The sequence below is a fragment of the Prochlorococcus sp. MIT 1201 genome, from assembly GCF_047303415.1.
GTDB classification, from domain to species: Bacteria; Cyanobacteriota; Cyanobacteriia; order PCC-6307; family Cyanobiaceae; genus Prochlorococcus; species Prochlorococcus marinus_D.
In genome coordinates, this window is sequence record NZ_CP138947.1 from 1,241,096 (window position 1) to 1,267,882 (window position 26,787).

Sequence of the window (26,787 nt, forward strand, 5' to 3'; positions counted from 1 at the left end):
GATCAGAGTTCAGGGCTGGTCGGTGACAGCACCATTGCTGGCGCTACTCACCATTCGGGCGTATTTACCGAGAACTCCTGTTTGATAACGCGGCTGTGTTTTTTTCCATGCGCTGGAGCGACGCTCCAATTCATCCTTCTCGACATTGAGTTGGATCAGCAGTTGATTGGCATCGATGGTGATGCTGTCGCCTTCCTGCACAAGGCCAATCATGCCGCCTACGGCTGCTTCCGGTGCCACATGGCCCACCACCAAACCATAGGTACCTCCGCTGAAGCGTCCATCTGTGATCAGGGCCACCTTGTCGCCAAGGTCTTCACCGACGATGGCAGATGTAGGAGCAAGCATCTCTCGCATTCCAGGCCCGCCAACCGGGCCTTCGTTACGTATGACGACGACATCTCCCGCCTTCACCTTGTTGTTGAGAATGGCAGCAAGGCAGGCCTCCTCGCTTTCAAAAACCCTTGCAGGTCCAGTAAGTACAGGGGTTTTGATCCCGCTTATCTTGGCCACGCATCCTTCGCTGGCCAGATTGCCTTTAAGGATCGCCAGGTGCCCCTTGGCATAGACCGGTTTCGAGAGGGGATGAATGACGTCTTGCTCTGCTGAAGGCTCGGATGGCACATCCTTGAGCAGTTCTCTCAAGGTTTTACCTTCCACATTGCGGCAGTCTCCATGAAGTAAGCCTGCATCAAGCAACTGTTTCATCACTTGGGGAATGCCTCCTGCGTTATGCAAATCAACAGTCACGTAACGGCCGCTGGGTTTTAGATCACAAATCACCGGTACACGCTGGCGGATGCGCTCGAAGTCATCGATGCAAAGGTCTACGCCTGCGCTACGGGCAATCGCAAGCAGATGCAGAACTGCATTGGTGGAGCCGCCCACTGCCATGACAACGCTAATCGCGTTTTCAAATGCGTTCTTGGTGAGTAGATCGCGGGGACAGATATTTGCCTTAATGGCATCCACAAGCACTTCAGCACTACGGGCTGCGCTATTTGCTTTTTCCTCATCCTCTGCAGCCATCGTTGAGCTGTAAGGCAAACTCAATCCCAATGTTTCAATAGCGGCTGACATCGTGTTGGCTGTAAACATGCCACCGCAACTTCCTGCTCCTGGGCAAGCGTTCTTCTCGATAGCGGTGAGTTGCTCCTCATTTATCTTGCCACTGGCATGCTGACCAACAGCTTCAAAGGCACTGACTACAGTGAGGTCGCGGTCAGCCAATTTTCCTGGTTTGATCGTTCCGCCATAGACAAAGACACCTGGGATGTTCATTCGGGCCAGGGCGATCATCGCTCCAGGCATGTTTTTGTCACAGCCACCGATTGCTAGTACGCCGTCCATGCTTTGGGCGTTGCAGGCTGTCTCTATCGAATCAGCAATCACCTCGCGACTTACCAGGGAATATTTCATCCCTTCGGTGCCCATAGAGATGCCATCACTGACGGTGATGGTGCCGAACATCTGGGGCATTGCACCGGCCTGGCGGGCTGCTTCTTCTGAACGTCGCGCCAGGTCATTAAGACCGATGTTGCAAGGAGTGATCGTGCTGTAGCCGTTGGCTATACCGATGATTGGTTTATTGAAATCTTCGTCGCCAAAACCCACTGCGCGAAGCATGGCTCGGTTGGGAGAGCGTTGAGTTCCCTTTGTGATGGCGGCGGATCTGAGCATGGTGGCGACTGGGGCACTCAGTCGCCAACTTACCGAGCTCTTAGGTCCGCGCCCCTAGATCTTCAAGCTGTCTACGCACATCTGCAATGGCGGCATTGAGTTGTTCGACTCGATGTTCCAGGTGCTGGCTGTTGTTCTGGGGATGCGAGATGGCCTCCAGGGCCTCTGATCCGTCCTGCATGCGAGGAGCGTGAAGCATGGCGCGTTGGTGGCGACTGCGTTGCCGACGCTCTGCCTCAGAAAAAAGCCACCAAGCAAGTCCTGCAGCGCCGAGTACGGCTCCGCTGATCAAGGAGGTGAGGCTGCCGGTTGCCGGCTCACGATGCTGGCCCATAGATGCTGGATCAGTTTTGAAAGTCTAGGTCGTACCTGCAGTTCTGGTGTTTAGTCGCAAAACCGGATTACCAATGCCTGGACTGATCTCACCATCTTCTGTGAGGTCGGGGTCAATGCAAGCGGTGTGAATCGTGAGATTGGGCATCATTTCGCCAAGTTGTTTGAGGCCTGGACTTGATGCCAGAACAGTAATCACCCTTAGCCGGCGAGCCTCGATTTCTTGTGTCTGCAGAAGCTTCAGGATGCCTAGTAAACGCTCACCACTAGCAATCTGATCCACAAAAACAATCACCCCAGCATTGGTTTCGATGTTATCGGGCACCCCGCCAAGACATAGCTGTGAACTGGGCAATACACGTCGTGCTCCTTGCCAAAGATCAAGGCCCCCGGGCAACAAGGGAATGCTCAGCAATGGCACATTGGACTCGACCACCGTGCCTTCTGTTTCTGCTTGGGATGTGGTTACCATTTCACGGCGGTGGGGCAACCAATCCCGCAGGGCTTCATAGGTAAGCCAGCGACCAAGTTCCTCCAAGCCTGTGGCATAGAGGGCTGGCGGTGTTGTGGTGTTGCGCAGCAATGTGAGCCAGTGGGCGATCAGTGGATGGGGGGGGACCACTACCCTTAGGGTCATTGGCATGACGCGTGAATTGGCCGGCAATTGCCATAACGTGACTGCTCAAACTACTGGCTCATTGCAATTTTCTAGTTTCATGAATCTCTCTCCCTGTTGGTGGAACCGTTGTCGAGCAGTGTTGCTTAGTGGCCTTGTGATTCTTGTGTTGGGTTTAACAGAGTCACCTGTAATGGCAATCATCCCTCCTGAATTCAGAGGAGGCCAGGCCATTGAAGAGATCTCCAAAGACATGCACGGACGTGACCTCAAGGAGCAAAACTTTCTCAAGGCTGACCTGCGCGGCGTTGATCTCAGTGAGGCCGATCTGCGTGGTGCGGTGTTTAACAGCAGCCAGCTGCAAGAAGCTGATCTGCAAGGAGCTGATTTGGAAAATGTGGTGGCTTTTGCTAGTCGTTTCGATGGAGCCGATCTCAGGGGAGCCAACTTCACCAACGCCATGCTGATGCAGAGTCAATTTAAAGATGCCCTAATTGAAGGAGCTGATTTCAGCAATGCTGTGCTTGATCGTCGCCAGCAGAATGAGCTTTGCGCCAGAGCAAACGGCACCAATGCCGCTAGCGGGTCTCAAACTCTTGACAGCCTTGGCTGTCGTTCTTAATTCCCAACCTGCATAAACCTGCCTTGATTGCAAAGCGTCTACCAGTCACTGTTTTGACTGGTTTCCTTGGAGCTGGAAAGACCACCTTGCTACGTCATCTGCTCACTCATGGGGGGCAGCGTTTAGCGGTCATGGTCAATGAATTTGGCACGATTGGTCTTGATGGCGATTTAATCCGTAGCTGTGGCTTTTGTCCGGAGGAGGAATTGGATGGTCGAGTCGTTGAACTCAATAACGGTTGTCTCTGCTGCACGGTGCAGGAAGACTTTTTACCCACCATGGAGACCTTGCTGAAACAGGCGGATAAGTTGGATGGAATTATCGTTGAAACCAGTGGCCTTGCTCTTCCTCGCCCCCTCTTGAAAGCGCTCGACTGGCCTGCCGTACGCACTCGAGTTTATGTGAATGGAGTGGTCACAATGGTGGATGGTGAAGCCCTCGCAGCGGGTAGCCCCGTTGGTGATCCTGCCGGGTTGGAACGGCAGCGAGAGGAGGATCCAAGCCTTGATCATCTCAGTGCTGTTGAAGACTTGTTCACTGATCAGTTGGAAGCTGCTGATTTGGTATTGATCAGTCGAGCGGATGTTGTCTCCAATGTCGACCTCCGCAAGCTCAGAAGCGAACTTGCTAAAAAGGTACGCCTTGGCACGTCAATGATGCCCATCAGTCATGGCCAAGTTGATCCAGCTGTGGTGCTAGGCCTCAGTACGACAGAGAATAGCGACCTACAAAAGAGCTTGCCTAAACAATTTGGCGACGACCTAATCGACAATACTTCCATTGATGTCGATCATCATGAAGATGATCATCATCATGACCACAACCATGTGGAGATGGTGAGTGATGCGGTGCGCTTTGAAGGTTCTGTTGATCGGGCTACGGTTGAAGCACTTCTGCCTGAGTTGGCAACACTTCATCAGGTTGTACGCCTAAAAGGTCGCTTATGGCTACCGGGCAAAGCTTTACCCCTTCAGCTACAGATGGTTGGCCCAAGGCTTAGCAGTTGGTTTGAGGCTGCTCCAGAGAACGCCTGGCATCCTGAGGAGGCGGGCGTTGATCTGGTGGTGCTTAGTTTTGAAAAGCAAGCAGCTGAAGCGATTCGCTTTGGTCTTGAAAGCTCTTTGATGTCAGATATTGTCCAAGAGAAGTCAACTGATTAATCAGCTCAAGGGCTTAGCGGGTGGTTATGGTTTGGCTTCTCTATCTTTCGGCTCTTGCATAGTGCCGTTCATCCAGTAGTCGATTTGATTGCGGTTGTTGGCTATGTAATTATTAACGGCTTCCTCTGTTGAGGTGTTCTGAGCATCCAATAGCATGGTATCCAGCTGACCATCGGACAGCTTGAAGCGGGTGAAAAAGGCGACCACTTTGGGATGGTCTTTGTCCAGCCCTAGGCGTGCAATGGCATGGATGCCTTCTTGGCCACCAAAGACACTCTTGGGATCCTTCAAAAAGCGAAGTTTATAGCGGGCAAACATCCAGTGAGGGGTCCAACCAGTTACCACGACCCATCGATCGTCATTGATAGCCCGATCGAGAACGGCTGTCATTGCGGCACCACTCGCTGAAATCAGTTTCAGATCCGATAGGTCATAAGCAGTTAGCGCTTGCTCAGATGCCTGCATCAGCCCTGATCCCGGGTCTATCCCTTGAACTGTGTTGTTGAAGTCGTTAGCAATTTTCGGGTCGCTCAGATCGCCAATGGAGCCAATCCGTTGTTTTGGCACATAGTCAGGGACTACCCAGCCAATGCGACCTGAGTACATCGTGCCAAGATCTACAACTCGATCGCTTACTTTTTGCCAGTATTTATCGTGTGTTTTTGGCAGCCATGCCATTAACATCAGATCGAGCTTCCCGCGAGCAACAGAGTCGTACTGAATACCGATATCTGCCATAACTCGTTCGACAGGCTGCTCATAGTGGCTTTCGATTAGTTTTTCAGCCATCAGGCTTACTACGTCAGCATCAGCCCAGGCAGTCCAGCCGATGCGCAATTGATCTGGTTTGGCATTCGAACATCCCGACAACCCAGTCATCAGCACTCCAGCGATAACAAGGCTTAGATTTCGCAACTTGTTAGACATTTTCATGAGGAAGTCCAGAGGTTAATAAAGGCTTTAAAGCGCTGCGGCAATGACTTTCTCGAAAAGTTTGAGGCAGCCAGGCTTTGTGTGAGTCGATCCAGGATTACAGCCAGAATTACCACGGCGAGCCCTCCCTCGAAGCCAAGGCCTACATCAAGTTGTTGGATGCCTCTGAGCACCACATCACCTAGGCCGCCCCCACCAATCATTGATGCGATCACAACCATCGATAGCGCGAGCATGATGGTTTGATTAACACCAGCCATCAAGGTTGGTAAGGCGTTTGGAAGTTGCACTTTCCAGAGCAATTGTCGTTCTGAGCAACCGAAGGCGCGCCCGGCTTCGATTAGATCAACAGGGACTTGTCTTATGCCCAGGTACGTCAGGCGTACTACGGGTGGCATCGAGAAGATCAGCGTTGCGATAGTGGATGGGACAAGCCCTGTGCCGAAAAACATCACTGCAGGAATGAGATAAACGAATGCCGGCATGGTTTGCATCAGATCCAATACTGGGCGGGTAATCGCCCAGATGTGTTGGCGACGGGCAGAAAAAATGCCGATCGGGATGCCAATGATTAGTGCCAGTAATGAGGCTGCAATAACTAGGGCCAGGGTTGAGATCATTGGCGGCCAAAGCCCCATGAACAAAACGAGGTTCAGACCAAGAAGGCTGAGAATGGCGAAGCTCAAACTCACTCGCCAAGCTGCGAGTATGGCGATCAGGGGAGCTAGCAGCCAGGGCGCTGGTACGGAGAGGATCTGTTCGATGGCTCCGGCTAACCCATTAATTGCAGAATCAATTACTCGGAAGATTGGTTGCGCATGATTGAGCAACCAGTCCACGAATCTGCTCATGCCCTCGCCTACAGGGCCGGTACTGACGGTTGCAAAAACTTGGTCGTTCACATCCATCATCTCAGGATCATCGAGCGCAAAAGTCGTCGTGGACTAATCACGCCAATGAGGCGCTGATCTGATCCAATCAGTGGAACTGGATACGGGGCGTTGGCAACAGATTTCATGGCATCGCGAATGGTGGTCTCGGCGATGAGAGCTGGACCAGTTTCAGCTGGAATGATTTTGCCGTTCTTTTGAAGAACACCTTTGAAGATATTTTGATCGTCCACGATGTACGTGGGTGCTTCTATTGCTGTAACTCCTTCTATCTGCAGCTGCCGCAAATCTGATTGATTGATTAGGCGAACGGGTGATTCGGCAACGGTATCAACAGTGATCACAGAGGCAGCATCAACATCTTGGAAGAAATGACGAACTTGCTCATTGGCGGGTTTGCAGAGCAGCTCACGTGGCGTTCCACATTGCAGAACTTTGCCTTCTTTCATTAGAGCGATGCGATCACCAAGCCTTACAGCTTCGTCTAGATCATGGGAAATAAAGACGATCGTGCGGGGACTCTCTGCCTGAAGTTCCAGCAGTTGTTCTTGCATCTCGCGCCGAATCAGAGGATCAAGAGCAGAGAAGGCCTCATCCATGAGCAGGATTGGAGGATCAAGTGCCAGGGCTCTGGCCAGGCCAACTCTCTGTTGCATGCCGCCAGAGAGCTGTTGAGGCAGCCTGTCGAGATCCTTACCAAGACCAACACGCTCAAGTGCTTCCCTGGCCTTTTCCAGCCTTTTTTGTCGCGGAACTCCCGCAACCTCAAGGCCGAAGGCCGCATTGTCAAGTGCGGTTCGCTTGGGGAAGAGCGCAAAAGATTGGAAAACCATGGCCATTTTGTTGCTGCGAAGCTTTTGCAGTTCAGCAGCTGCCAACTGAGTGATCGGCTGGCCGTCAACGGAAACCTCACCGCCAGTTGGGAGGATTAGGCCATTGATCATGCGTAGCAGCGTGGACTTTCCTGAACCCGAAAGGCCCATCACCACAAAAATCTCGCCACTAGAGATCGACAGCGTTACATCGCGTACGGCAGCCTTAAGACCGGTTTGATTATGAAGTTGCTCCGCATCCATGCTTTGACAGTGATCGTCAAGCGCACGTTCAGGATGCTCACCAAACACCTTCCAGACTTGGTCGATGCTGATCCGGGTCATCATGTCTGACACCGACTGTATTTACAGACTATGACTGCTTGCAGGCCGTACCAAGACACCTATGAAGTCAAATGAATTGTCTATCTTGAATCATCGACTGAAAGCACTTATTGCCAAAGGGATTTGATGAATTTTTAGGCGTTAAGGGAACTGATGTGATGTCATTAGATTTTGATTAACAGACATCCATAGAATCATTCGCTATGATTGCGTACGGGAATTGCATAAGCTGTAACGCAGCCTTGCTCAGACCAATGCCTTTCTAGCTGATTCGGGCCTTTCCCGACCTCAAAGATATGGCGCATCAAAAAAATCTTCGGGAAGTTTGAATCTGCATGACTTTGACTCAACATTCGCAAAAACCCTGCCAAGACGATCTGCAAAACTTTGGTGATAAACCGGAACAAGTACGTGATACAGACCATTATCAGCAGGAATATGTTGAGGATTTCACAGACAGATGGGATCGACTGATTGATTGGAAGGCGAGGTCCGAAGCTGAAGGCGATTTTTATATTCGAATCCTTCGTGAACATGGCGCACGTTCCGTGCTCGACGTTGCTACCGGAACGGGATTTCATTCGGTTAGCTTGTTGAAGGAAGGGTTTGACGTCATCAGTGCAGACGGAAGCCCTAATATGTTGGCGAGGGCCTTTCAGAATGCTCGTGATCATGGTCAGTTATTACGCACTGCTCAGGCTGATTGGCGTTTTCTAAATAGAGATATTCATGGAGAATTTGATGCTGTGATCTGTCTGGGCAATTCCTTCACCCACCTATTTCGAGAGCATGATCGACGCAAGGCTCTAGCTGAATATTACGCAGTACTTAAGCATAATGGAATCCTGATTCTTGACCACCGAAACTATGACCGACTTCTCGATCAAGGTGTAGCGATTCGTTCTGGGAAGGGAAATGTTTATTGCGGGAAGGATGTCAATGTCAGCCCTGAGCATGTTGATGAAGGGTTAGCGCGTTTTCAATATTCCTTCAGTGATGGCAGCACTTATCACTTGAATATGTTCCCCCTAAGGCAAAGCTACGTAAACCGACTTATGACCGAAGTTGGATTCCAAAAGATTACATCTTTTGGAGATTATTTACCTGGCCATCAAGACCCAGACTTTTATGTACATGTCGCTGAGAAGGAATACAAAGCAGACATTAAACAAAACTGATACGTGATATTAAAGACTTCAGCAAAATACAATCCTAATCAATCATGAATTCATCATCATCAACTGTTGCTGCTAATTATTACGACAGCAGCGATGCAGATCGTTTTTATGCCGAGATTTGGGGAGGTGAAGACATCCATATCGGCCTTTACGAGACTGCCGATCAACCCATCGCTTCGGCAAGTGAGCGCACCGTGCAAGCACTTATGGAGCTTGCAACTCAACCTCCAGCTAAAGGTTGCGTCGTTGACCTTGGCTCTGGTTATGGCGGAGCGGCACGACGTATCGCCAAGCAATGGCAGGTCAATGTGCATGCTGTCAATATCTCTGCCGTTGAGAATATGCGCCATCGAGATCTCAACAATGCTGCTGGATTGGCCAAGCTCATCGAAGTACATGATGCATCATTCGAAGAAGTGCCATTGCCCGATGGCATAGCAGATGTGGTTTGGAGTCAAGACGCCATACTTCATTCCGGTAATCGCCTCCAGGTAATGAATGAAGTGTCAAGGCTTCTTAAGCCGGGGGGGGTGTTTGTCTTAACAGATCCAATGGCATGCGACGGCATCGAAGCCAACGCCCTTCAACCGATTCTTGATCGTATCCACCTATCAGATTTGGCATCTCCTGATCGTTACCGAATCTGGGCAGAGGCTTCAGGCATGACTAGAGATGTATGGCTAGAACGCACAGAAATGCTTGTGAGGCATTACACGCGGGTTCGAGAGGAACTACGTCGACGCCATCAAGAGCTTGCAAGTGTGATTAGTACGGATTATTTGAGTCGCATGGATGCAGGTCTTGGTCATTGGATTGAAGGTGGGAGTCAGGGGAGACTTTGCTGGGGCCTAATGCGTTTTACAAAGCACTAACTTAGGCCTTAACATCAATTCTTACTTTGTTTTATAGTGAGTCATATCAAGAATCTATCTTGGTGATTAATCGACAGGCAAGCCGATCCTCCTCAACTAGCATAAATTCCATCATTGATTTACCAGAAGTATCCCTTTAAATCCTCCAGATAGTTAAAAATATGTGAATTCAGTTATCTAGTCGGATCAGATCATTATGGGAAAGGTCGAAGCGGTCCAGGCGATGAAGCAAGCAGATTTTTTTAAGTAGCAACCTCTTATTGAGTACCAATCTCGATTGTCGAGCTCGGAGAGTGATGTTAAATGGTTGTTGATCGTCTATGGATCCTTCTCTAGGTCTAGCGATGCATTGGAAGAACTAGATTTTCCTGAATGGGACGACGAGTAATGCCATCCTCTCCACACCCTATCGAGTTGGCCATTGTGCTTGTCAATGGTTTGATAGTGCCCATACAACGCTTCTCGAGGGTTATCAAGCCCTTGCTAATCATCCTTCGTCCAGCTTGGTTAGGCTTACAACCTCTGCTCTTGATTCTGCACCTACTCCTGGTGTATTCGATGGCTCTGGTTATAGCCCTGGCCGAATGGCTGCTTGGATTTTCATTCACAGTCGATAGCAGTAATGCTCAAAGCGTTGATTCGACAGCCGAGCAGACAGATAATTCACAATCAATGGTGCTTGGCATTCATCCATCAGAGTTAAAGACAGAAGATGCATCTCAACACGAGATCGATCGGGCTAACTGTCCTGATGAGAATGAATTCAAATCAAACTCTTTTCATCCAGAAAGCAAACCCTTCTTCTTAAATCTAGAAATCAAGAGAAGAGAACACACGGTAATGATTATCAGAAGTTAATTATCACCAGCTGTAAAGCATGGAATCTCCTCTACGCAAGTGCGAATAGAGAAATATAACCCTTAACTAAGAGAAGCAAGTCTCTAAAGCCAGATTCAGCTCTAGCAAGAAACGAAACTCCAGACTTCAAACACATAAAAGGTTAAAACTTTTAAAAGATCAAAGCCAGGGCTGTCGCAAAAACCTGGCCTGGACTTTAATCGAGCCAGTATCCTGCTGCTCTGTGGTAAAACATCAAGGACATGAGTATTCTAAAATTGATTCAATCTTATTCCAAAAGCCAGCAGATTCCCTCTTACTCATTGATCGTTTCAAACCCTATCCAACTTCGACCTTCGGGCCAAGATTGAGTGCGTATTCTGATGATTCTCAATTACTCCTGAAGAATTAGCTTTATATGATTTCTTCAGGTCAGGGCCATGAATCCTAGATATATTGAGTTGATCCCAATATGCATACGAACTAGAAGCTAACAATGGAACTTTCAATTAAACAGAGTGGTGTCCTTCATGGAATGCTCACTGGCACAGCAATTTCGATAGGGATTATTATTTTCGGAATTTTGCTAAATCCGTTTAATTTCCATTCCAATCTTGCACTCTTAGAAAAAAGTTCTGTTCTGTTTAAATCACTAATCATTCTTGCTCTCTGCCTTACTTTTTCGATTGGCCGTCTTGCAAAGCATCGCTTCTTTAGCCCAGACGAGCTGGATGGAAAAGGTCTTAGAACAGATTCTGATCGAGCCATCCTCCTCCAGTATCTTCTTCAAAATACCCTTGAGCAGTCGGTCCTAGCAGCATTCGTTTATGGCACTTGGACATTCGTTATGCCCTCAGCATGATTGTCTGTCGTACCGCTAGCAGCATTGTCTTTTGCACTAGGGAGAGTTCTCTTCTTTGCAGGCTATCGACGTGGTGCGGTAGGAAGAGCGCTTGGTTTCACGATGGCTTTCTATCCTTCGGTTTTGATGTTGATCTGCACTGTCTGTTTTTTGCCCCTCTCTGCCGTTACTCGTGGTTGCTAAGGTGAAACTGTCACTACTTTCAGCCTCGGTAAAATGAACTAGTGTGATTCCGATATGATGCTCTTGATTCTTTAGCCGATAAACATACGTAGCACTTTTATCATTTCTGATTCTGCATCGAGTTACTACATGTAAGGATCTTCTTAAGTTGAATTTCGCCATCTCGTCATTAGAGGAAAGTGAAGCTTTTGACTCAGCCCTTAACTCTGGGTTCAAAGTTAAAACTCTTAGTCATTCGAATTGATTGATCTAGCCGACTCCCGGCAGCATCAAAACCTTTCAAAATCAGAACAGCTGATCACTCCCTAGTTGAGTTGGCTTTTTACTCAGTATTGTTAAAGGAGAAAAGAAACTAATGAACAACCAACTTCTGCGATTCTCACGTTTTGGACTTCGGGGATTAGCCATCACCGCAAGCACGCTTGCGCTTATCGACCTGATTAAACAACAATGGTTCCCCGCGACCGCTTGCTCCGTTGCATGGGCTTTGATTGCCTGGGTGGAGCAGGATTTCATCAAAAGATTTTCAGATTCTGCAGAGTTATGAGCATCATGAGAACTCCCAGCAATAATGTTTTTGGATTTACGACCATTCAGGAATGATGCGCACCATCTTGATCAGTGGTGCCAGTCGAGGTATCGGCCGAGCAATTGCCGAACGAATGTTGGCTGATGGCCATCGTCTTAGCCTTGGCCTACGGGACCCTAAATGCCTAATTGGTAGCTCACTTGACCCGGCAATCGCTGGTTCTGAACAAGTGTTCCTACATCCCTATGAAGCTCAGGACGTTAACGCTGCCGAAAGCTGGGTATCGGCAAGCTTGGCTCATTTCAATGGCTTCGATAGTTTAATTCACTGTGCAGGCATATTTCATCGCACGCCCATACGGTTTAATGATAACCAGCAGCATGAGATTGATCAGCTCTGGCAGGTGAATGTCATGGGCCCATGGATGCTCAGCCGCGCTGCTTGGTCTCAGCTTGAATGTCATGCTGAGGCGCGAATCATTGTGTTGGTGTCAATGAGTGGCAAGCGCTCCAAGGGCCGCTTGGCTGGCTACACCGTAAGTAAGTTTGCTCTGATGGGCCTTTGTCAGACCATGCGTAACGAAGGATGGGAGCAAGGCATCCGCGTGACAGCGATTTGTCCAGGTTGGGTCAATACCGATATGGCTGCCAGGGTTAAGTCTTTGCCCAAAGAGGCGATGACTCAGCCTGATGACATCGCCTCTTTGAGCTCAAATTTGCTACAGCTACCTAACAGTTGTGTACCGTTTGAACTGAGCATAAACTGCACACATGAGATCTAAACTCTTAGTAGAGTTGATGAGACTTTGTTATTGGCAAAGAAATGACGAGCAAAACTTTCCAAACCACTTCGATAATATGGATTCTTTGCGATAAGAATCGTAGACATAAGGATAAGAACAGGAATGTACTCTCACTAATTGGCAACAATTAAAGATAACAAAGTGGGCAAACAAGACAATCTTTACTTGAGTTTAACTTTTTATTATTGATTCTAGTCTGCTTCTGTTTAAAAATCACTCATACTGAAGAAGTTCAGGGTCTCGCGGTCTAGATATGGCGGTGAGCGAAAGATCAATGCGACTAACAAACTTTCCTTCATTGGAGATGTCTAGACAGGAGGTTCATGAGGGTGAGGCTTCTGCAGAAGCCCAGACAAATGAAAGCTTGCGTAGAAGTGCTCGTTTTGATTTAAAAAAATTGAACATCAGGCTGATCACCATTCAGAAAGCGACGTAGATTCACTCCGGCTTCCATTGATGCAGCATGAAGCTCAGCTCGCTGCATTGCATCAAGACCATCCCAGAACGCGTTGAACAATTCAATAGAGGCGACACCCATGCCGACCATACCCATGATTGAGAGTGGGAGGCTCAACCAAGGGAACACCAGTAGCAATACACCCAACAAGACGCTGACTGCGGCACCCTGTTTAACGGATTCCCAGACAGTTGTACTTATCATTTGGATTTGTACGGTGCGGCTGATCGCACCCCGCTTGCGCAATGCTTCGGTTCTTAATCCGCTCAGAAGAGTTTGGTAGATGGCATAGACGGCCATCCCGCCGAGCGTTGACTCGGCAACGATTTCGCCACCATTGATGGCTCCTCCATTGAGGTTGATATCAATCGATGTAAGGCCTGCAATCGCCGCGATCTCTAGTCCTGCTCGTGGGATGCGGAAGGGATCTCGTTCGCGGGTCATGGCCGTAGCAATAAGGTAGTTATGCTTATCATCAGTGTAGGTAACTGATGATGCACCCAATCATCATTGGGATTGATTCATCCTGCTCAATATTGTTGTGTAATTGCATTATCTTTAGCATTGAATTCAATAAAATTCCCTGAAACTGGCTGGGGTGAAGGCTGAGGACGATCGTTCAAGACTATTGGCAATTGGCTGGCAATGGTTGCCCTGCATTGAATAGATTCTCTTTTCAATTCTAGATCATTAGAAAAAAACATTGCGAATGATGCTCATATTTACTAGCTAGTACTGGATCATTTAGCAAGCATGCAATCAAATTCTTGACAATCCCTATCCTGATCATGCAATGTACTGTTTTGGCTCAAGCATTACAGAACTTTAAATAAGACTCTTCATTTCGAATCAGGCTATCAATGAAAAAGAATAAAAAATCACTGGCAATGTATTAGCACAATCCATGGAATTACTCATTTTAGTACAATCAGCAATCTTATTATTATTAATAAGATAAAACCTCAACTCTATAGACTTATTCAGTCTTCATTCAACCCGAAATGTTACCCCCATAACCGCGGTGATGTCTTTTTTGATTGTGCTGGTATCGTATGATCCATAACTACTCATTTGTGTAGAGTTAGGCACTGTGATCTGGAATGTGCCGGTATCGGCGTTGGTAATTGCGCCAATACTCGAGCCTGCCTCCTGGGCAATAGCCTTTGCACGTTTCCGTGCATCACGAGTAGCTTTTGCGAGCATGTCAACTCGCTTGGCTGCAAGTTTTGTAAAAGTGTAGGAGGGTCGATTAATTGAAAGAGGTACCCCTTCACCAATTAGGGCACTGATCTTTCCTGAAATCATGTGGATTTTTTTAACATCCCAACTTCCGATCAGAACAGCTTGAGTTGTCGTCCAAGTTGTTGATAGAAGTTCTCCCGTTTTTGGATTGCGAACTTGATCTTTATTAGACCTAACAGTTCCTAATTCTATCTCATCAGGATTGACCCCATTAGCTTTTAGAAAGACAATCGTTTTTTCTAGCGATGGTTTTAGCAGCTGATAGGAAGTCTGCTGGTTGTAACCAGTTTGTTTAACATTTACAGACCAATCGACATAGTCGCTCGTAATCCGCTCCGTACTGGCTCCGGTGACAGTAATTGTGTCATTACTACTGCGAATTCCCTTCACTAAGATTGAAGATGCCGCGACGATGCCGCACACGAAAACAGCCGTTGCAAAGACCAGTGGTGGAGTGCGTCGCAGCAGCTGCCAAGTATTATCAGTACACTTGCTTAGCAAGCTTCGACTTTGCGGTGAGGTCATAACTGGCTGACTCTATTGAGGCATCCTAATAATTTTCGTGCCAATGGTTAGTCAATTTTCTATTAAATTAACCTTGTTAGACTTGCACGAGAATGTTGATAGTCACAATAATCTGATTCGCTTGTTGATATTTTTCTTTCTTTAATCCCATCCACTCCAACGCCCCTCTTCTTTCTTTTTTGAAATTTGATGCATGCAAAGCGACCGTTAGATCTTTCATTCCATTTTATGTGTGCACAGTTCAGTAATCATTTTTTATTGGTTTGTTCAATTTATTTATACGTTACTATGCTTATGACTCTTGATATTTATACTTTTGGCAATCCCAAAACTTGAAAATAAATACGTAGCTCAGGGGAATAGTGAATACTGATCAGGATGATCGATACATTCGGCACGTTCGCTTGGTGCCTTGATTACAGCTTCTTCCCCAAGCAGATGCGAAGTTAGCCATGGACGGCGTCCAATCCCCTGGGTCCGGAAACCAAGGGGATTTTTTATTGTGATTCTCAGTTTTTCTCGTCTCATTTAGGAGAGGTGCTCATTAGGACTGAGCTGAATGCCGGCCCGCTGAGGGAGGCCAGCAGAGCCTGCTGCCTTACTGACGATTTCAAGTATTTCTACTGTTGAATCTTGTCACTAATTCTTTGGTTGAAATATGCCCAGTTCTCATTCACTCTGATTAGCTCCCTTTTAAGGACCAACACACATTCGATCAAGAAATCAATCGCGAAACTTGCTGTAAGTTCTGCAAGGATGCTTACCCCCATTCATCCATACCCGTAAAGATTTGTTGCGACCACGGCCCGATAAAAGTCATGAATGGTCGCTTCGGTAATGACAGCTTTAGAGAGAATTCAGACCGAATCTAGATTTCCAGAACAGCTTCACAGTTGTAATCCAAAGCGAAGAGGCGCCATCCATGCAGGATTTTGTATCCGCATGAACAACCAACCCTGCCGCGCAGAGTGCATAATTGTTTTGTAGCGATAGCTACCAAAACGTTCACCCTGATCATTGCAGGGCGCAGTTCGAGCCAAGCCATGGAACGGGGACTTGGACGTCATTTCGGACTCTGAATCATGACCACGCTTCTTTATCGCGGCCAGCAGTATGCCCAGCACAAAGAAGTTGCACCTAAGCAACTCGTAGAACTGACATACCGCCGCACTGTCTACGCAAACAACAAGCTGAAAGCAGCCCAGACCCATCCTGTGCTCACCTATCGCGGACAGGAGTACCAGAAGTAATTCATTTGGCAATCACTTCTGAAAAACCCTTTGACTTCGCCCCGCTCGTCGGGGCTTTTTTGTGGTCTGAGCTTGTCTAGCGCCTCTCAACTGTTTGCAGCTTTGTTGCAAAGCTTTTTCGCAATCATCAAGTCATCTTGTTTCTACTTCTCAGTACGGGACTTGTGGATGCCAGGATTGCTTGACTTGGTTTTCCACCAAGTCACTGCGAGTGTCATCAGAACCTGCTATCTCCAGGGGGTGTTCCAACGAAGCCATGAGTCGTCAACTCGCCGCAGGTCTAACCGTCATATTCCTGCTAGCACTACTGGCCACTAACCCCTCATTGAGCGGTATCCCCATCTATGGAGATACGTCTCTGCTTGAGTTCTGGGTGAAGAACATCGCTTTGGCGATGCCCCCAGCATTCACCCTTGGCATGTGCACAGTTCTTCTCTACAAAGGCTTCCGCTACCCCAGAGGAACAGTTTTTACCATCCTTGGTCTGCTTCAACTTGTATTTGTTGGATGGCTTATTTGGCTAACGTTTCAAGCAGGAGTTGTCTGGGTGTCTTTACCAATCATTCTTTTGGCTGCCTTTATGGGGCCAAAGTCAGCTAGAGCAACTTGGAAATGGCTCGGCGTTGATCGCTATTACAGAATCAAAGCGGAACCAGATGCCGATTGATTGAGCTTCTTTTTTATCTTGTATGTTGGCAAGCCTCCCCAATTATCACTGGACCATGCCCAGAGCTGGCCGCCCTCACATATCCCAGTAAGCGAGGTTGGTTTCTCCTCCTGCAAACCAGCTGATTCGAGATACAGCAATGAGTATTACTTACGAGAGCGCAAGGCTATTGAGCGCGTTTTGATTTGAACTGAGCAAGGTATACAGGCCTCCAGACCGACAGCTGGGGGCTCTTTTTTGACTAACCACTACAGCTGGTAGCTAACAGACCGCTTGGTGGGCTATGAATGGTAATGACTAAGGTCTTGTCAAAATGCTGTTTGGCTTTACTAAAAAGCAGCTCTTGGGCTGGTGGCTTTTAACAACTGGAGCCAAGGTCACCTTAGGAATTTGGCTATTTGGTCGAATGGGCTGGGATTTGCCCTGGTAAAAAACCATAGATAGGCCTACCAAGGCTTTTCAGATCTGTTGATTCAACAAGATAGTCCTTAGCTGTATGCATTTAGATTTGTGTGTCAACTTTCTGCATAGTGAATTAATTTCCAGAATCTTTTTTTTCATTCACATCGACTGAATAAACAAGAATGAAGTAATTAGTTTGTCGCTTAAACCAAAGTGCTGTTTCCGCTTTTCATCAAGCATTTCCCCTTAGTTACTTCTCAGTTTTGATAAGATCAACAAGGAAGATGCGATGCTGAATTTCCTTTCTTGTTTTAGGCAAATACTTCCATTTGAAATAATGATAAGGGGTGGCTTAGGCATCATGCCTTAGCTATTTACCTCAACAATGTCATAGTATTCTCTTTCATCCTCATCGCAACAGCTGAGATCAGCATAATATCTTTCCAAGACAGTATGTGCCTCGTCATAGCTGGAAAAATACCTACCAGCGATCTCATCTGATTGGCCGTCACTTCGTATTATTTGAAAAGTGTTGGCCAGCTTGTTGTTGTTGCCCATCTCGGCCACAAGTGCTCGACATTCAGCATCAACTCCCTTTTTTGTTGCCCACTCTGCAATTGCGCTTTTTTTCTCGTGAAGTTGCAACAATTGCATTGCGATGCCACGTAGGGTGTCAACCTCCTGACACTCCTGGATTGTTCTACGCAATTTCTCGGTCTGAAACTGCATCACAGTGCTTGGCTCAATGGGCTTCTCGACTGACAATGCGGGACACCCTGCGCAAAGGAACCTCAGCCATTGTGGCACCTGCTTGTACGTGCATGCATAGAAACATCGGCATATAGGCAAGCTCGTAAAAAGTCGGCTTTGATTATTACCAACAAAGAATTTACGAGCAAATACACCTAATATTAGAAAATTATATTTTGCTTTTGCAAATAAAAGCAATCAGCAAACATGGATTAGTAAGTCTTATTAAGGCAATCTCAGTTCTTCGCCTTAACTTCGTTATGCAGTCTTTCAAAGGGAAGGCCTGCAGTATTTGAGTTGGTATTCAACTGCGCATTGACTTCTGTAAAAGCTGATTTAGCAACAGTTGTTACAAAGCCAATCGCAATGCTGAGTGTGATGATCTTTTCGATCTCTAATTCAAATTTATTTGTTGTCATGGGTTTGACCAAATGATGATCATTACTTCATTGATACAATGATTATCTATGACTTTTATCAGTTAGTTAGTGACTGTGCTCATGGCGACCTGTGATTTTGATTACAGAGTTAACTGGTCATTCCAGCTTTCACCGCAAATGCCTATGGAACTGATTTCCGCGATTACTCCTTGAGATGATTTGATAGAAGGACTTTTTAGGGAAACAATTTTGTTGATCCTTACTTGGATCTTGATTGTCTTTGCTGCAGGAGCAGCACTCGGCTTATTACTGCTGCTGTTCAGTCTAGTACGTGTGTTCCAAAATGCTCCAACCTTAAATTCCAAGCAGTTTCAGCCTGGGCAGCCACCTACTAGCAAGGGGGAAACCCTCAAGAGAACGGAGCTCACAGTGGTTGTTCCTGCTTATAACGAGGCCACCAACATCAAGGTGTGCCTGAGCAGCATTTTGGCCAGTGATCCACCCTGCAATAACTGGAGAGTGTTGTTGGTTGATGACGGGAGTACTGATGAAACCGTTCAAGTTGCAAGCGCTGTTGCCTCAGTCTTAAAGCTCGAGGAAGGTCGCTTTACAATTTTGAACGCCGGACCAAGACCCTTGGCGCAGCGTTGGGTAGGCAAGAACTGGGCCTGCTCACGTGCAATGGAGCTTGTAAGTAGCACCTGGGTGCTGTTTGTAGATGCAGATGTGGAGCTTCACCCAGAAACCCTCAAGCGTGCACTGAATCAGGCAATTGAGGAAGAAGCAGATCTGCTGAGCCTGGTACCACGTATTAACTGCAGCTGCTCTGCTGAATGGATGGTGCAACCGATCATGGCCTGTCTTTTGGCTGTAGGTTTTCCGATTAAAGCCGCCAATGATCCAGCTGAATCAACAGCATTTGCCGCTGGACCATTTATGTTATTTCGCCGATCAACATATGAGGAGATTGGTGGTCATCGTGCACTGGCTGAGGTGGTGATAGAGGATCTGGCTCTAGCTCGTAGAGTGAAAAGCGGGGGCTTTCGACTGCGTTATCTGCTTGGGTTAGATGCATTGCAATTGCGGATGTACGACAATTTTCCTGCGCTTTGGGAAGGCTGGAGCAAGAATTGGTTTCTTGGCCTAGATAGCAGTGTCGTCAAAGCAATCGGAGCATCAGCACTAGTGTTCTGGATGTTCACAGGCCCCTGGCTAGTATTGTTGCTGATCATAGTTTGCCTGCTCTGGATCCCTTTTTATGGGGCACTATTAATTGCCTTTACTTTTTCAGTAATTGGTGTATTACTTCAGTTCATTCTACGTCTTTGGACACGTCAAAAATTCGAGGTACCATTAACGAATTGGTGGTTGATGAGTGCAGGTGGCATCCTTATTGGCTTGCTTGGACCAACTTCAGTTTGGAGAACACTGACTGGACGCGATTGGACCTGGAAAGGCCGTTCCTTGGCTTAAGAAGTGTTAGCTAGCCATTAGTTAGGCAAGTCGCATCAACTATTAATTATTACTAGAATTAAATTCATTCATCTTCCAGCAGAACACTCAATAGGCTCATATTTCTATCATTCATTATCTTTGACAATTCCAAGCACTAATGATATTGACAGGCATGTCATTCAACCATCTCCAGCCCTAATCCTGAGCATCATTACTGTAGATACTTTCATTTCAATATATCGTTCATTTGACTAGCTTGTCCTTTTGGGCTTTCGTCTTTTTTGTTTAGTCTTTATAAACTCAATCTTCTTTACTTCAGCCTGCATGGCTTCTTTCCCAACGGCCGTAGAACATCGAAAACCGGTTAGCTGTAATGCCATGGGCAATCACACTCAAAACAATGGTGACCGTTGTGGTGGTAAGAATCGCTTGTGCGCTTGGAAGCGCCGCGTCTACCACCATCACAACAAACACAATGCTGGCTAAACCTCTTGGCCCAAACCAACCAACGAAGAGTTTCGTCCAGTGATCAAGTCCAAGGCCGCTGGTTACTAAGGCAACGGGAAGAACGCGCACTAGTGTCAGGCTTAAAGCCCCATAGACCACACTTGCGACTGTGATGTGGCTCCAGGCATCCGGCACCATGGCACTGCCAAATAAAACCCAGGTCAGTAGGGCCAACATGTCCCCCATTGCCAGGGAAGCCACCATCTCACCGTTCTTGAGTTCTTTGCGACTGCAGATCCCATAAAAAAGACCAGCGATGAAACAGGAAATGAATCCGCTCCCATGAAGGGTTTGGGCGAGGGTGTAGGCACTCAGAGCCAGGGCCACTGTGATCAAAGGCCTCCAATCCTCAGCAATCCATTTGCGTTGTTCTGCCTGATCCCTTAACCAACTACCCAATAATCCAACAAAGGCTCCTATCACGAGGCCGAGACCTATTTCACTGACAAGCAGCTGGGCAAAGCTCTGCAATGCATCCTTCGGTCCATTGAACTGGTCAAGATGACCAGTTGATATACCAAGAAAGCACAACAACATAGGAACACAAATTCCGTCATTGAGGCCACTTTCAACATTGAGGTCTTCGCGGATAGCTTCTGGTACTTCGAGGTTGGTGGTCACCGCTTCGCCAAGTGCCGCATCTGTTGGAGCGAGCACCACAGCAAGTAGTGCTGCTTCAATCAGGCTTAGTTCAGGCAATATCAATCTGGCCACCACGAAACCCATCAGAATGCTGAGTGGCAGTCCGAGCAGCAGCAGGCGCATTGGCAGGCGGGCACTGTTACGTAACACTGTCCAGTCCAATGCTGCTGCATCGGTAAACAACACGAGACCCAATGTGATCTCTGCCAGACGCCTTAGCAGTGCTGAATCCAATGAGATGTTGAGCCAGCCCAGGTTGGCAGGGCCAAGAACTAAGCCCAGCGCAACAAAGACCAGTGGTCCAGAGACTGCTGTCCTGGACAATCGTCTTGAAAGCAGGCAATAGGCGAAGATCACTAAACTGATCACTGCCAGGTCAAGGTCGCTGTGGAGCACGGCTAGTGGTGAGTTTGAGTCCCCTTGATGCTGCCCATAATTCGGGTGTAGATCTCGAAATCCACCATCCATGTTCAGATCTTGTTGGTGGAATTTCTGTGAAACCGATTCAGGCCCCTTGAGCGGTTTGCCTCGATGCTTTGCTACTGACCTTCAAAAGAGGTGGTCTGTTTCAACCAATCATTCAATAGGCCTTGATGAAGGCGCTATTGCGAAGGCAAGGAACGACAGAAATGTTGATAGCTATGGGTTTTGATGAGCGGCAAGCAAGCACAGGACTTTGTACTTTTAGATGCAATATAGGACTATTCCCTAGTCATACCAGGAGGTCTCATGGTGTGGTGTACTTGAAAACAACAGAGTCAGTACCTGAGAACCTCTAAAAACAGAATGAGGCAACATCCCCTGTTCTCCCAGGTGATGCAGCCAGGAAGAACAGTTCACTATCTTTAGGGGTTGATAGCAGAGACCCCAGCTCTTGAAAAAATCAAGGCAAGCCTCAAGACTGACATTGGCAAAACGGGCGAGGCTTAAGCTTTTTTAGAATCGACTCGTTGGGGCCTGAGCTTCGGTGTTCTTTCCCTCTCTTTGATCAAGTGCTGCAATCTGTTCACAGATTTCAGTAGATTTTACGCACACAGCAGATGTTCCATCGTTGATTTCTACGTATGGCAGATCAAACCGTAGAACAGGAGATAGTTCCAGCAGTACTGGGGGGTGATAACCCCAAGTATCCAGGAATTCCGGTGACGTGTAATGGCAATCATCTTGTCACCAAGTGGGTAGAAACGCGCATTACAGAAGGAGGTGTCTATTACCCAATTACACCCTCAACAGAGGGGGGTGAAATATATCAACAGTCTTTTGCAGAAGGGGCTCTTGATGTATGGGGAAACCAAAAGTTATCTGTTGAGGCAGAAGGTGAACATGCAGCGCAAGGCGGTGCTACTGCGGTAGCGATGACTGGCAAGCGCACAGTTAACTTCACATCTGGACAGGGAATTGTATATGCAATGGAGCAGTATTACCACGCACCAGGAAAGCTCTCGACGATGGTTTTGGAGGTTGGAGCTCGAGCCCTGACCAAGCATGCACTTAATGTTCACTGTGGCCATGATGATTTCAATGCAGCTCTAGATACTGGATGGACGATGTTAATTGCTAGAGATGCACAGCAAGCTGCAGATCAGGCAATTATTCTTCGTAAATGTAATGAATTAGCCTTAAATCCAGGAATGAATATTCAAGATGGGATGTTGACCACCCATTCTGAGCGTACTTATCGAGCCCCAGAAGCGGATCTATTACGTGAATATCTGGGTGCACCAGATGACCAGATAGATTGCCCTTCACAAGCCCAAAGAGAACTGTTCGGAGTTCGGCGTCGCCGAGTCCCCGAAATGTTGGATTTAAAGAATCCGGTGCTTTTAGGTCCTGTTCAAAATCAAGAGCACCATATGAATGGTGTCATAGCACGTCGTAATAATTTCAATGAACCAATTCTTAAATTCCTTGAGCAATGCTATCTAGAGTTTGCTCAGTTAACAGGCCGCAACTACGGGCTTATTCAAGAATATAAAACCGAGGGAGCGGATACAGTCTTTATTTCTCTTGGTTGTGCAGCTGAAAATATTGAAGCGGCATGCGATTACCTAAGTGAGCAACGCAATGCCAAGGTTGGTTCTATTCATATAAATGTTTTACGTCCCTTCCCTGAAGCGGCAGTAATTAATGCTTTGCGTGGCAAAAAGAATGTCATTATTTTAGAACGAACAGATGAAGGCTTGGCTGGTGATAATCCATTAGGTCGAGACATCCGCACTGCTCTAAGTAAAGGACAGGAGTCTGCACAGTATGGAGGCATGATGCCTGCAATAACACTTGAGCAAACACCAAGAATTTTTCGCGGAAGTTATGGGCTTGGCTCTAGAGATTTTCGACCAGAACATATCATCGGAGCTTTTGAATATGCCACTGGGGGGATTGCCCGGAAAGACGGCAAAAGTGCAGCTGATGGCGAAGCTTATTTCACACTAGGTATTGACCACCCCTATAGCGTGGTTTCTAAAGACACACCATCGCTATTACCGAATGGAGCGATTGCTGTTCGATTCCATTCGATTGGAGGCTGGGGAATGATCACCACGGGTAAAAACCTTGGTGAAATTATCGGTAAGTTTGGGCAAATGATTTCCGAACGTGATCCAACCTATGATCAACATGGCCAATTAGAAGAGAAGCTCTTCATTATGGCCAACCCCAAGTATGGCTCCGAAAAGAAAGGAGCCCCTACTAATTATTTCCTAACAGTTGCGGCTGAAAAGATACAAGTGAATTGTGAGCTCAATCATGTTGATGTAGTGCTCTGCTGTGACCCCAAAGCATTCACACATACTAATCCGCTTGCGGGTTTAAATAAAGGCGGTTGTCTTGTATGGGAATCAAGTGAGCCCGCGGCTGAAGCCTGGGAGCGAATCCCCTCAAAATATCGCAAATTCATCAAGGATAACGGTATTCGTGTATTTATTCTGCCTGGATTCGATATCGCTCGAGAAGCAACAACTCGAACTGATCTGCAATTAAGGATGCAAGGAAACTCCTTCCTTGGTGCATTCTTCAAAGTTTCAACCTTTTTGCAGGATCACGAGATTAGTGAGGCCGCGTATAAAGAGGTTGTTCGCAACCAATATCAAAAGAAGTTCGGGCGCTTTGGTGACGCGGTAGTTGATTCAAACATGAAGGTTATGGCTGGTGGCTTTGAACGGGTTGAGGAAATTGCTTATGGAAAAAATAAGGATGTAGACACTTCAAGCATGCGCAACCCCATGCTTGCACCAAAGGATGCTGCTCTCATTGAGATTCCAGCAACTGCAGGTTGTGCTGCTAGTGGTTGTTCGTCTTGTTCGATGCCTGATGGACAAGCCAATAGGTCACCATTCCAAACACTGCAGAAATTTGATTCAGAATTCCGAAACGACTTGGGCTATCACCAACCATCAGGTGCTTTTGCAAGCTTATCTGTTATGGGACCTGCCAGTGGCGCGACACAAAGTAAATATGTAGCCAGGCGCGAAACCCCAATTTACATCGCAGAGAATTGTACTCAATGCATGGAATGTATCGCTGCCTGTCCTGATACTGCCTTGCCTAATACAGCACAGGATGTAAGTACAATTCTTGTCACTGCCATACGCAATTATGTCACTGACGAGAATGCATCGAAGCAACTTCTGAAGGAGGTGCCTGGATTAGATCAACGTTGCCACGAAAAAATGAATGACAATGTTGCATCCAAAACCAAACAGCCTTTTAAAACTATTCTAAGTAATGAGTTAGATGAGCTTACATCAATCGATGAAGCCTCACGTAGGCAGCTAATTGATATTGTTGACAAGTTACCACTTGCATATAACAACACCCCTAGTATTTACAAAAGTCTCGAGAAGAAGAATCCTGGTAGTGGGGGTATCTTTTCTATTTTTGTTAGCGACCTCTGCAAAGGATGTGGGGAGTGTGTTCAGGTTTGTGGAGAACATGATGCCTTGCGAATGAAGCAGGATACGCCTGAACTTAATGCCGATCTTACAACTGCCCAAGTTTTTAGCCGCTTATTACCAGATACCAGTCAAAAGTTTCTTGGGCAATATCAGTCTGAATCACCAGAGTCTTCACTTGAATCAGCCCTGCGGAAGCACTTGATGGTACGGAGTAATTACGAGTCTCTTGTCTCTGGAGACGGTGCTTGTGCAGGTTGTGGTGAAAAAAGTGTGCTGAGGGCTGCTGCTTCTATCACAGAGGCATACATGCGACCCATTTATCACCAAAAAGCGGAGCGCTTACGCAAAAAAGCAAAACTATTAGAAAAATGTGGTGTCACAAGGTTGGCAACTCTAAAGACTCAAGATGATGATGAATATAGTTGGTTTAAGCGTTCTGTAGCCCATGCAGTAATGGGTCTTGGTGGTGAAAACGAACATGATACAACTCTTCGGCTCAATAGATTTGGTGAGATCACTGACCAAGAAGTCATCACAGCTCTGGTAACAGTCCTCAATCAGGATGCCTTTAATCACTGTGATCTACAGGCAGTTGATGGACGTATGGCAAATGGAATGTGCACGATGTATATGGGTGCTCACACTGGCTGCAATACGGTTTACGGCTCTACTCCTCCCTCCAATCCTCATCCATACCCCTGGATGAATTCCTTATTTCAGGATGGCGCAACCATTAGTTGGCTGATAGGAGAATCTGCTGTCCTCAATCATGCACGTCGATCTGTAACTCCGGAACGACTTGCTACAGCACTTCTTGATCGTGACATCAATGTTTGTAGTGAGCGTGAATACTTCGAGCTAACTCATCTTGATGACTCACTCATGACTGATCAGGAAATACGTGAGTTACCTAAAGTTTGGGCGATTGGTGGAGATGGAGCTATGGGCGATATAGGCTTCCAAAACGTTTCAAAGGTCGTCTTGCAAAACCGTCCCAATGTGAAATTACTGATGCTTGATACGCAGGTCTATTCCAACACCGGTGGTCAAAACTCCGACAGCTCTAACATGTTGGGTGGATATGACATGAACCAATTTGGTGTTGCTTCGCAAGGTAAGCTCGTGGAAAAGAAAAGTGTTGCAGAAGCATTTACAACTGGCCATGGTTCGCCATTTATTGCCCAGGTTTCTATGGCAAATTCAGGAAAAATGTATAAGGCCATGCTTGATGGACTTGAATATCGTGGTACAGCCTTTTTCCAATGCTATACATCTTGTCAGCCAGAGCATGGTATTGGTGACGACATGAGTGCCTATCAAGCTCGTATGATTCGAGATAGTCGTGGAATGCCTGAGTTTATCTATAATCCTCGCGCTGGCGAGACCATCCAGGAAACTTTTGAGCTCAAGGGTAACCCTTCAATCAATCGAGACTGGAGGGCAGCTAAATATCAATCAGATGGAAAGCCATATAATCTCACTGTTGCTCACTGGGCTCTTACCGAAGCACGTTTTCGCAGACACCTCAAAGAGATTCCTGAAGCACAAGTTGACGAGTTTATACATATCGACAATATGCTTACTCTAATTAGGCAGCAAGATGTTATTTACAGAAATGTATTCAATGAGAATCATCATGCTTATGTGCCTGATTGGGGTGTGTATTTCAAGGCTGAAATCAATGGCAAATTTAAGTATTATGCGGTTAGTCGTCAGATGGTTCTCTTCCATATAGAGCGCCGTAAATCATGGCGGATGATGCAAAGCCGTGCTGGGCTGCACAATGAAGACTATGCAGCACAGAAGATCATATTGCAGAGGCTGGATTCTGGTGAGTTCACTCGAGATGACTTAATTAATCGAGGCAGAGAGTTGATGAATGAACAAATTCAACAACCCATCCACTAGCCAATCTCACTTCAGCCAAGCCTTATCTATATTATTGACAAAATAGAGTCCCACA

The 26,787-nt window shown here is 47.0% G+C and carries 24 protein-coding genes; 12 read left to right on the top strand and 12 right to left on the bottom strand.

Features of this window, described 5'->3' with window-relative positions:
• Positions 1 to 9 precede the first annotated feature (9 nt).
• From ilvD to SIB41_RS06005, 3 genes are read right to left on the bottom strand one after another with little or no spacing between them, the layout of a single operon-like run.
• Entirely contained in the window at positions 10 to 1,680 is a 1,671-nt protein-coding gene (gene ilvD / locus SIB41_RS05995; RefSeq protein WP_413361217.1) for a dihydroxy-acid dehydratase, read from the bottom strand.
• Between the two features lie 40 nt (positions 1,681 to 1,720).
• On the bottom strand, positions 1,721 to 2,014 hold the full coding sequence (locus tag SIB41_RS06000; RefSeq protein WP_011129938.1) for a hypothetical protein: 294 nt from the start codon (positions 2,012 to 2,014) through the stop codon (positions 1,721 to 1,723).
• Between the two features lie 24 nt (positions 2,015 to 2,038).
• Positions 2,039 to 2,656: a uracil phosphoribosyltransferase gene (locus SIB41_RS06005; RefSeq protein ID WP_063397794.1), complete on the bottom strand. Its 618-nt coding sequence runs from the start codon at positions 2,654 to 2,656 to the stop codon at positions 2,039 to 2,041.
• Between SIB41_RS06005 and SIB41_RS06010 the strand changes: the two genes are divergently transcribed.
• Both SIB41_RS06010 and SIB41_RS06015 read left to right on the top strand, forming a co-directional pair.
• Positions 2,655 to 3,251: a pentapeptide repeat-containing protein gene (locus SIB41_RS06010; protein WP_413361219.1), complete on the top strand. Its 597-nt coding sequence runs from the start codon at positions 2,655 to 2,657 to the stop codon at positions 3,249 to 3,251. The genes SIB41_RS06005 and SIB41_RS06010 overlap by 2 nt on opposite strands.
• Positions 3,252 to 3,277: 26 nt before the next feature.
• On the top strand, positions 3,278 to 4,411 hold the full coding sequence (locus tag SIB41_RS06015) for a GTP-binding protein (RefSeq protein ID WP_413361434.1): 1,134 nt from the start codon (positions 3,278 to 3,280) through the stop codon (positions 4,409 to 4,411).
• A gap of 24 nt (positions 4,412 to 4,435) precedes the next feature.
• On the opposite strand, the gene SIB41_RS06020 is transcribed toward SIB41_RS06015, so the two are convergent.
• From SIB41_RS06020 to SIB41_RS06030, 3 genes are read right to left on the bottom strand one after another with little or no spacing between them, the layout of a single operon-like run.
• Entirely contained in the window at positions 4,436 to 5,290 is an 855-nt protein-coding gene (locus tag SIB41_RS06020) for a glycine betaine ABC transporter substrate-binding protein (RefSeq protein ID WP_157859934.1), read from the bottom strand.
• 50 nt (positions 5,291 to 5,340) lie between these two features.
• On the bottom strand, positions 5,341 to 6,195 hold the full coding sequence (locus SIB41_RS06025) for an ABC transporter permease (RefSeq protein ID WP_413361221.1): 855 nt from the start codon (positions 6,193 to 6,195) through the stop codon (positions 5,341 to 5,343).
• A 56-nt stretch (positions 6,196 to 6,251) separates the two neighbouring features.
• A complete protein-coding gene (locus tag SIB41_RS06030; protein WP_413361436.1) occupies positions 6,252 to 7,394 on the bottom strand; it encodes a quaternary amine ABC transporter ATP-binding protein in 1,143 nt (380 codons plus the stop codon).
• A 332-nt stretch (positions 7,395 to 7,726) separates the two neighbouring features.
• On the opposite strand from SIB41_RS06030, the gene SIB41_RS06035 reads away from it, so the two are divergent.
• The 6 genes from SIB41_RS06035 to SIB41_RS06060 all read left to right on the top strand — a co-directional run bounded on the left by SIB41_RS06035 (position 7,727) and on the right by SIB41_RS06060 (position 12,633).
• Complete coding sequence (locus SIB41_RS06035; RefSeq protein ID WP_063397790.1) at positions 7,727 to 8,569, top strand: class I SAM-dependent methyltransferase; 843 nt, start codon at positions 7,727 to 7,729, stop codon at positions 8,567 to 8,569.
• Between the two features lie 44 nt (positions 8,570 to 8,613).
• Positions 8,614 to 9,441: an SAM-dependent methyltransferase gene (locus tag SIB41_RS06040; protein WP_413361224.1), complete on the top strand. Its 828-nt coding sequence runs from the start codon at positions 8,614 to 8,616 to the stop codon at positions 9,439 to 9,441.
• A 549-nt stretch (positions 9,442 to 9,990) separates the two neighbouring features.
• Positions 9,991 to 10,299, top strand: a complete 309-nt coding sequence (locus SIB41_RS06045) for a hypothetical protein (RefSeq protein WP_413361226.1) — start codon at positions 9,991 to 9,993, stop codon at positions 10,297 to 10,299.
• 475 nt (positions 10,300 to 10,774) lie between these two features.
• A complete protein-coding gene (locus SIB41_RS06050) occupies positions 10,775 to 11,140 on the top strand; it encodes a hypothetical protein (RefSeq protein WP_413361228.1) in 366 nt (121 codons plus the stop codon).
• A 538-nt stretch (positions 11,141 to 11,678) separates the two neighbouring features.
• Complete coding sequence (locus SIB41_RS06055) at positions 11,679 to 11,870, top strand: hypothetical protein (RefSeq protein WP_413361230.1); 192 nt, start codon at positions 11,679 to 11,681, stop codon at positions 11,868 to 11,870.
• Positions 11,871 to 11,922: 52 nt separating this feature from the next.
• Positions 11,923 to 12,633 carry an SDR family NAD(P)-dependent oxidoreductase gene (locus SIB41_RS06060; RefSeq protein WP_413361232.1) on the top strand — a complete coding sequence of 237 codons (711 nt, stop codon included), beginning with the start codon at positions 11,923 to 11,925 and terminating at the stop codon, positions 12,631 to 12,633.
• 409 nt (positions 12,634 to 13,042) lie between these two features.
• Here SIB41_RS06060 and SIB41_RS06065 read toward each other — a convergent pair whose 3' ends face one another.
• The 3 genes from SIB41_RS06065 to SIB41_RS06075 all read right to left on the bottom strand — a co-directional run bounded on the left by SIB41_RS06065 (position 13,043) and on the right by SIB41_RS06075 (position 15,945).
• Positions 13,043 to 13,555: a hypothetical protein gene (locus tag SIB41_RS06065; RefSeq protein ID WP_011129926.1), complete on the bottom strand. Its 513-nt coding sequence runs from the start codon at positions 13,553 to 13,555 to the stop codon at positions 13,043 to 13,045.
• Positions 13,556 to 14,098: 543 nt separating this feature from the next.
• On the bottom strand, positions 14,099 to 14,878 hold the full coding sequence (locus tag SIB41_RS06070; protein ID WP_413361234.1) for an SIMPL domain-containing protein: 780 nt from the start codon (positions 14,876 to 14,878) through the stop codon (positions 14,099 to 14,101).
• 887 nt (positions 14,879 to 15,765) lie between these two features.
• Entirely contained in the window at positions 15,766 to 15,945 is a 180-nt protein-coding gene (locus SIB41_RS06075) for a hypothetical protein (RefSeq protein ID WP_413361236.1), read from the bottom strand.
• Between the two features lie 15 nt (positions 15,946 to 15,960).
• On the opposite strand from SIB41_RS06075, the gene SIB41_RS06080 reads away from it, so the two are divergent.
• Together SIB41_RS06080 and SIB41_RS06085 are read left to right on the top strand one after the other, a co-directional pair.
• Positions 15,961 to 16,128, top strand: coding sequence for a DUF4278 domain-containing protein (locus SIB41_RS06080; protein WP_071818067.1), 168 nt, complete (start codon positions 15,961 to 15,963; stop codon positions 16,126 to 16,128).
• 256 nt (positions 16,129 to 16,384) lie between these two features.
• A complete protein-coding gene (locus SIB41_RS06085) occupies positions 16,385 to 16,795 on the top strand; it encodes a hypothetical protein (RefSeq protein WP_413361238.1) in 411 nt (136 codons plus the stop codon).
• 768 nt (positions 16,796 to 17,563) lie between these two features.
• Here the strand turns inward: SIB41_RS06085 and SIB41_RS06090 are convergent.
• Positions 17,564 to 17,842 carry a hypothetical protein gene (locus SIB41_RS06090; protein ID WP_413361240.1) on the bottom strand — a complete coding sequence of 93 codons (279 nt, stop codon included), beginning with the start codon at positions 17,840 to 17,842 and terminating at the stop codon, positions 17,564 to 17,566.
• A gap of 341 nt (positions 17,843 to 18,183) precedes the next feature.
• Entirely contained in the window at positions 18,184 to 18,366 is a 183-nt protein-coding gene (locus SIB41_RS06095; protein WP_413361242.1) for a hypothetical protein, read from the bottom strand.
• Between the two features lie 210 nt (positions 18,367 to 18,576).
• Here SIB41_RS06095 and SIB41_RS06100 point away from each other — a divergent pair, with 210 nt between their 5' ends.
• Positions 18,577 to 19,800 (top strand): glycosyltransferase, encoded by a 1,224-nt coding sequence (locus tag SIB41_RS06100; RefSeq protein ID WP_413361244.1) that lies wholly within the window; start codon positions 18,577 to 18,579, stop codon positions 19,798 to 19,800.
• Positions 19,801 to 20,097: 297 nt separating this feature from the next.
• On the opposite strand, the gene SIB41_RS06105 is transcribed toward SIB41_RS06100, so the two are convergent.
• A complete protein-coding gene (locus tag SIB41_RS06105) occupies positions 20,098 to 21,399 on the bottom strand; it encodes a cation:proton antiporter (protein ID WP_413361246.1) in 1,302 nt (433 codons plus the stop codon).
• Positions 21,400 to 21,995: 596 nt separating this feature from the next.
• Here SIB41_RS06105 and SIB41_RS06110 point away from each other — a divergent pair.
• Positions 21,996 to 26,732, top strand: a complete 4,737-nt coding sequence (locus SIB41_RS06110) for a 2-oxoacid:acceptor oxidoreductase family protein (RefSeq protein WP_413361248.1) — start codon at positions 21,996 to 21,998, stop codon at positions 26,730 to 26,732.
• Positions 26,733 to 26,787: the final 55 nt, after the last annotated feature.

What these genes read in the sequence shown, in the direction of transcription:
- SIB41_RS06040 (WP_413361224.1), top strand. Translation starts at nt 8,614, where the DNA reads ATGAATTCATCATCATCAACTGTTGCTGCTAATTATTACGACAGCAGC.
- SIB41_RS06085 (WP_413361238.1), top strand. Translation starts at nt 16,385, where the DNA reads ATGAGTCGTCAACTCGCCGCAGGTCTAACCGTCATATTCCTGCTAGCA.
- SIB41_RS06070 (WP_413361234.1), bottom strand. Translation starts at nt 14,878, where the DNA reads ATGACCTCACCGCAAAGTCGAAGCTTGCTAAGCAAGTGTACTGATAAT.
- SIB41_RS06095 (WP_413361242.1), bottom strand. Translation starts at nt 18,366, where the DNA reads ATGACAACAAATAAATTTGAATTAGAGATCGAAAAGATCATCACACTC.
- SIB41_RS06105 (WP_413361246.1), bottom strand. Translation starts at nt 21,399, where the DNA reads ATGGATGGTGGATTTCGAGATCTACACCCGAATTATGGGCAGCATCAA.
- SIB41_RS06060 (WP_413361232.1), top strand. Translation starts at nt 11,923, where the DNA reads ATGATGCGCACCATCTTGATCAGTGGTGCCAGTCGAGGTATCGGCCGA.
- SIB41_RS06055 (WP_413361230.1), top strand. Translation starts at nt 11,679, where the DNA reads ATGAACAACCAACTTCTGCGATTCTCACGTTTTGGACTTCGGGGATTA.
- SIB41_RS06065 (WP_011129926.1), bottom strand. Translation starts at nt 13,555, where the DNA reads ATGACCCGCGAACGAGATCCCTTCCGCATCCCACGAGCAGGACTAGAG.
- SIB41_RS06025 (WP_413361221.1), bottom strand. Translation starts at nt 6,195, where the DNA reads ATGAGCAGATTCGTGGACTGGTTGCTCAATCATGCGCAACCAATCTTC.
- SIB41_RS06030 (WP_413361436.1), bottom strand. Translation starts at nt 7,394, where the DNA reads ATGATGACCCGGATCAGCATCGACCAAGTCTGGAAGGTGTTTGGTGAG.
- SIB41_RS06110 (WP_413361248.1), top strand. Translation starts at nt 21,996, where the DNA reads ATGGCAGATCAAACCGTAGAACAGGAGATAGTTCCAGCAGTACTGGGG.
- SIB41_RS06080 (WP_071818067.1), top strand. Translation starts at nt 15,961, where the DNA reads ATGACCACGCTTCTTTATCGCGGCCAGCAGTATGCCCAGCACAAAGAA.
- SIB41_RS06005 (WP_063397794.1), bottom strand. Translation starts at nt 2,656, where the DNA reads ATGCCAATGACCCTAAGGGTAGTGGTCCCCCCCCATCCACTGATCGCC.
- SIB41_RS06035 (WP_063397790.1), top strand. Translation starts at nt 7,727, where the DNA reads ATGACTTTGACTCAACATTCGCAAAAACCCTGCCAAGACGATCTGCAA.
- SIB41_RS06020 (WP_157859934.1), bottom strand. Translation starts at nt 5,290, where the DNA reads ATGACTGGGTTGTCGGGATGTTCGAATGCCAAACCAGATCAATTGCGC.
- SIB41_RS06050 (WP_413361228.1), top strand. Translation starts at nt 10,775, where the DNA reads ATGGAACTTTCAATTAAACAGAGTGGTGTCCTTCATGGAATGCTCACT.
- SIB41_RS06000 (WP_011129938.1), bottom strand. Translation starts at nt 2,014, where the DNA reads ATGGGCCAGCATCGTGAGCCGGCAACCGGCAGCCTCACCTCCTTGATC.
- SIB41_RS06075 (WP_413361236.1), bottom strand. Translation starts at nt 15,945, where the DNA reads ATGACGTCCAAGTCCCCGTTCCATGGCTTGGCTCGAACTGCGCCCTGC.
- SIB41_RS06010 (WP_413361219.1), top strand. Translation starts at nt 2,655, where the DNA reads ATGACGCGTGAATTGGCCGGCAATTGCCATAACGTGACTGCTCAAACT.
- ilvD (WP_413361217.1), bottom strand. Translation starts at nt 1,680, where the DNA reads ATGCTCAGATCCGCCGCCATCACAAAGGGAACTCAACGCTCTCCCAAC.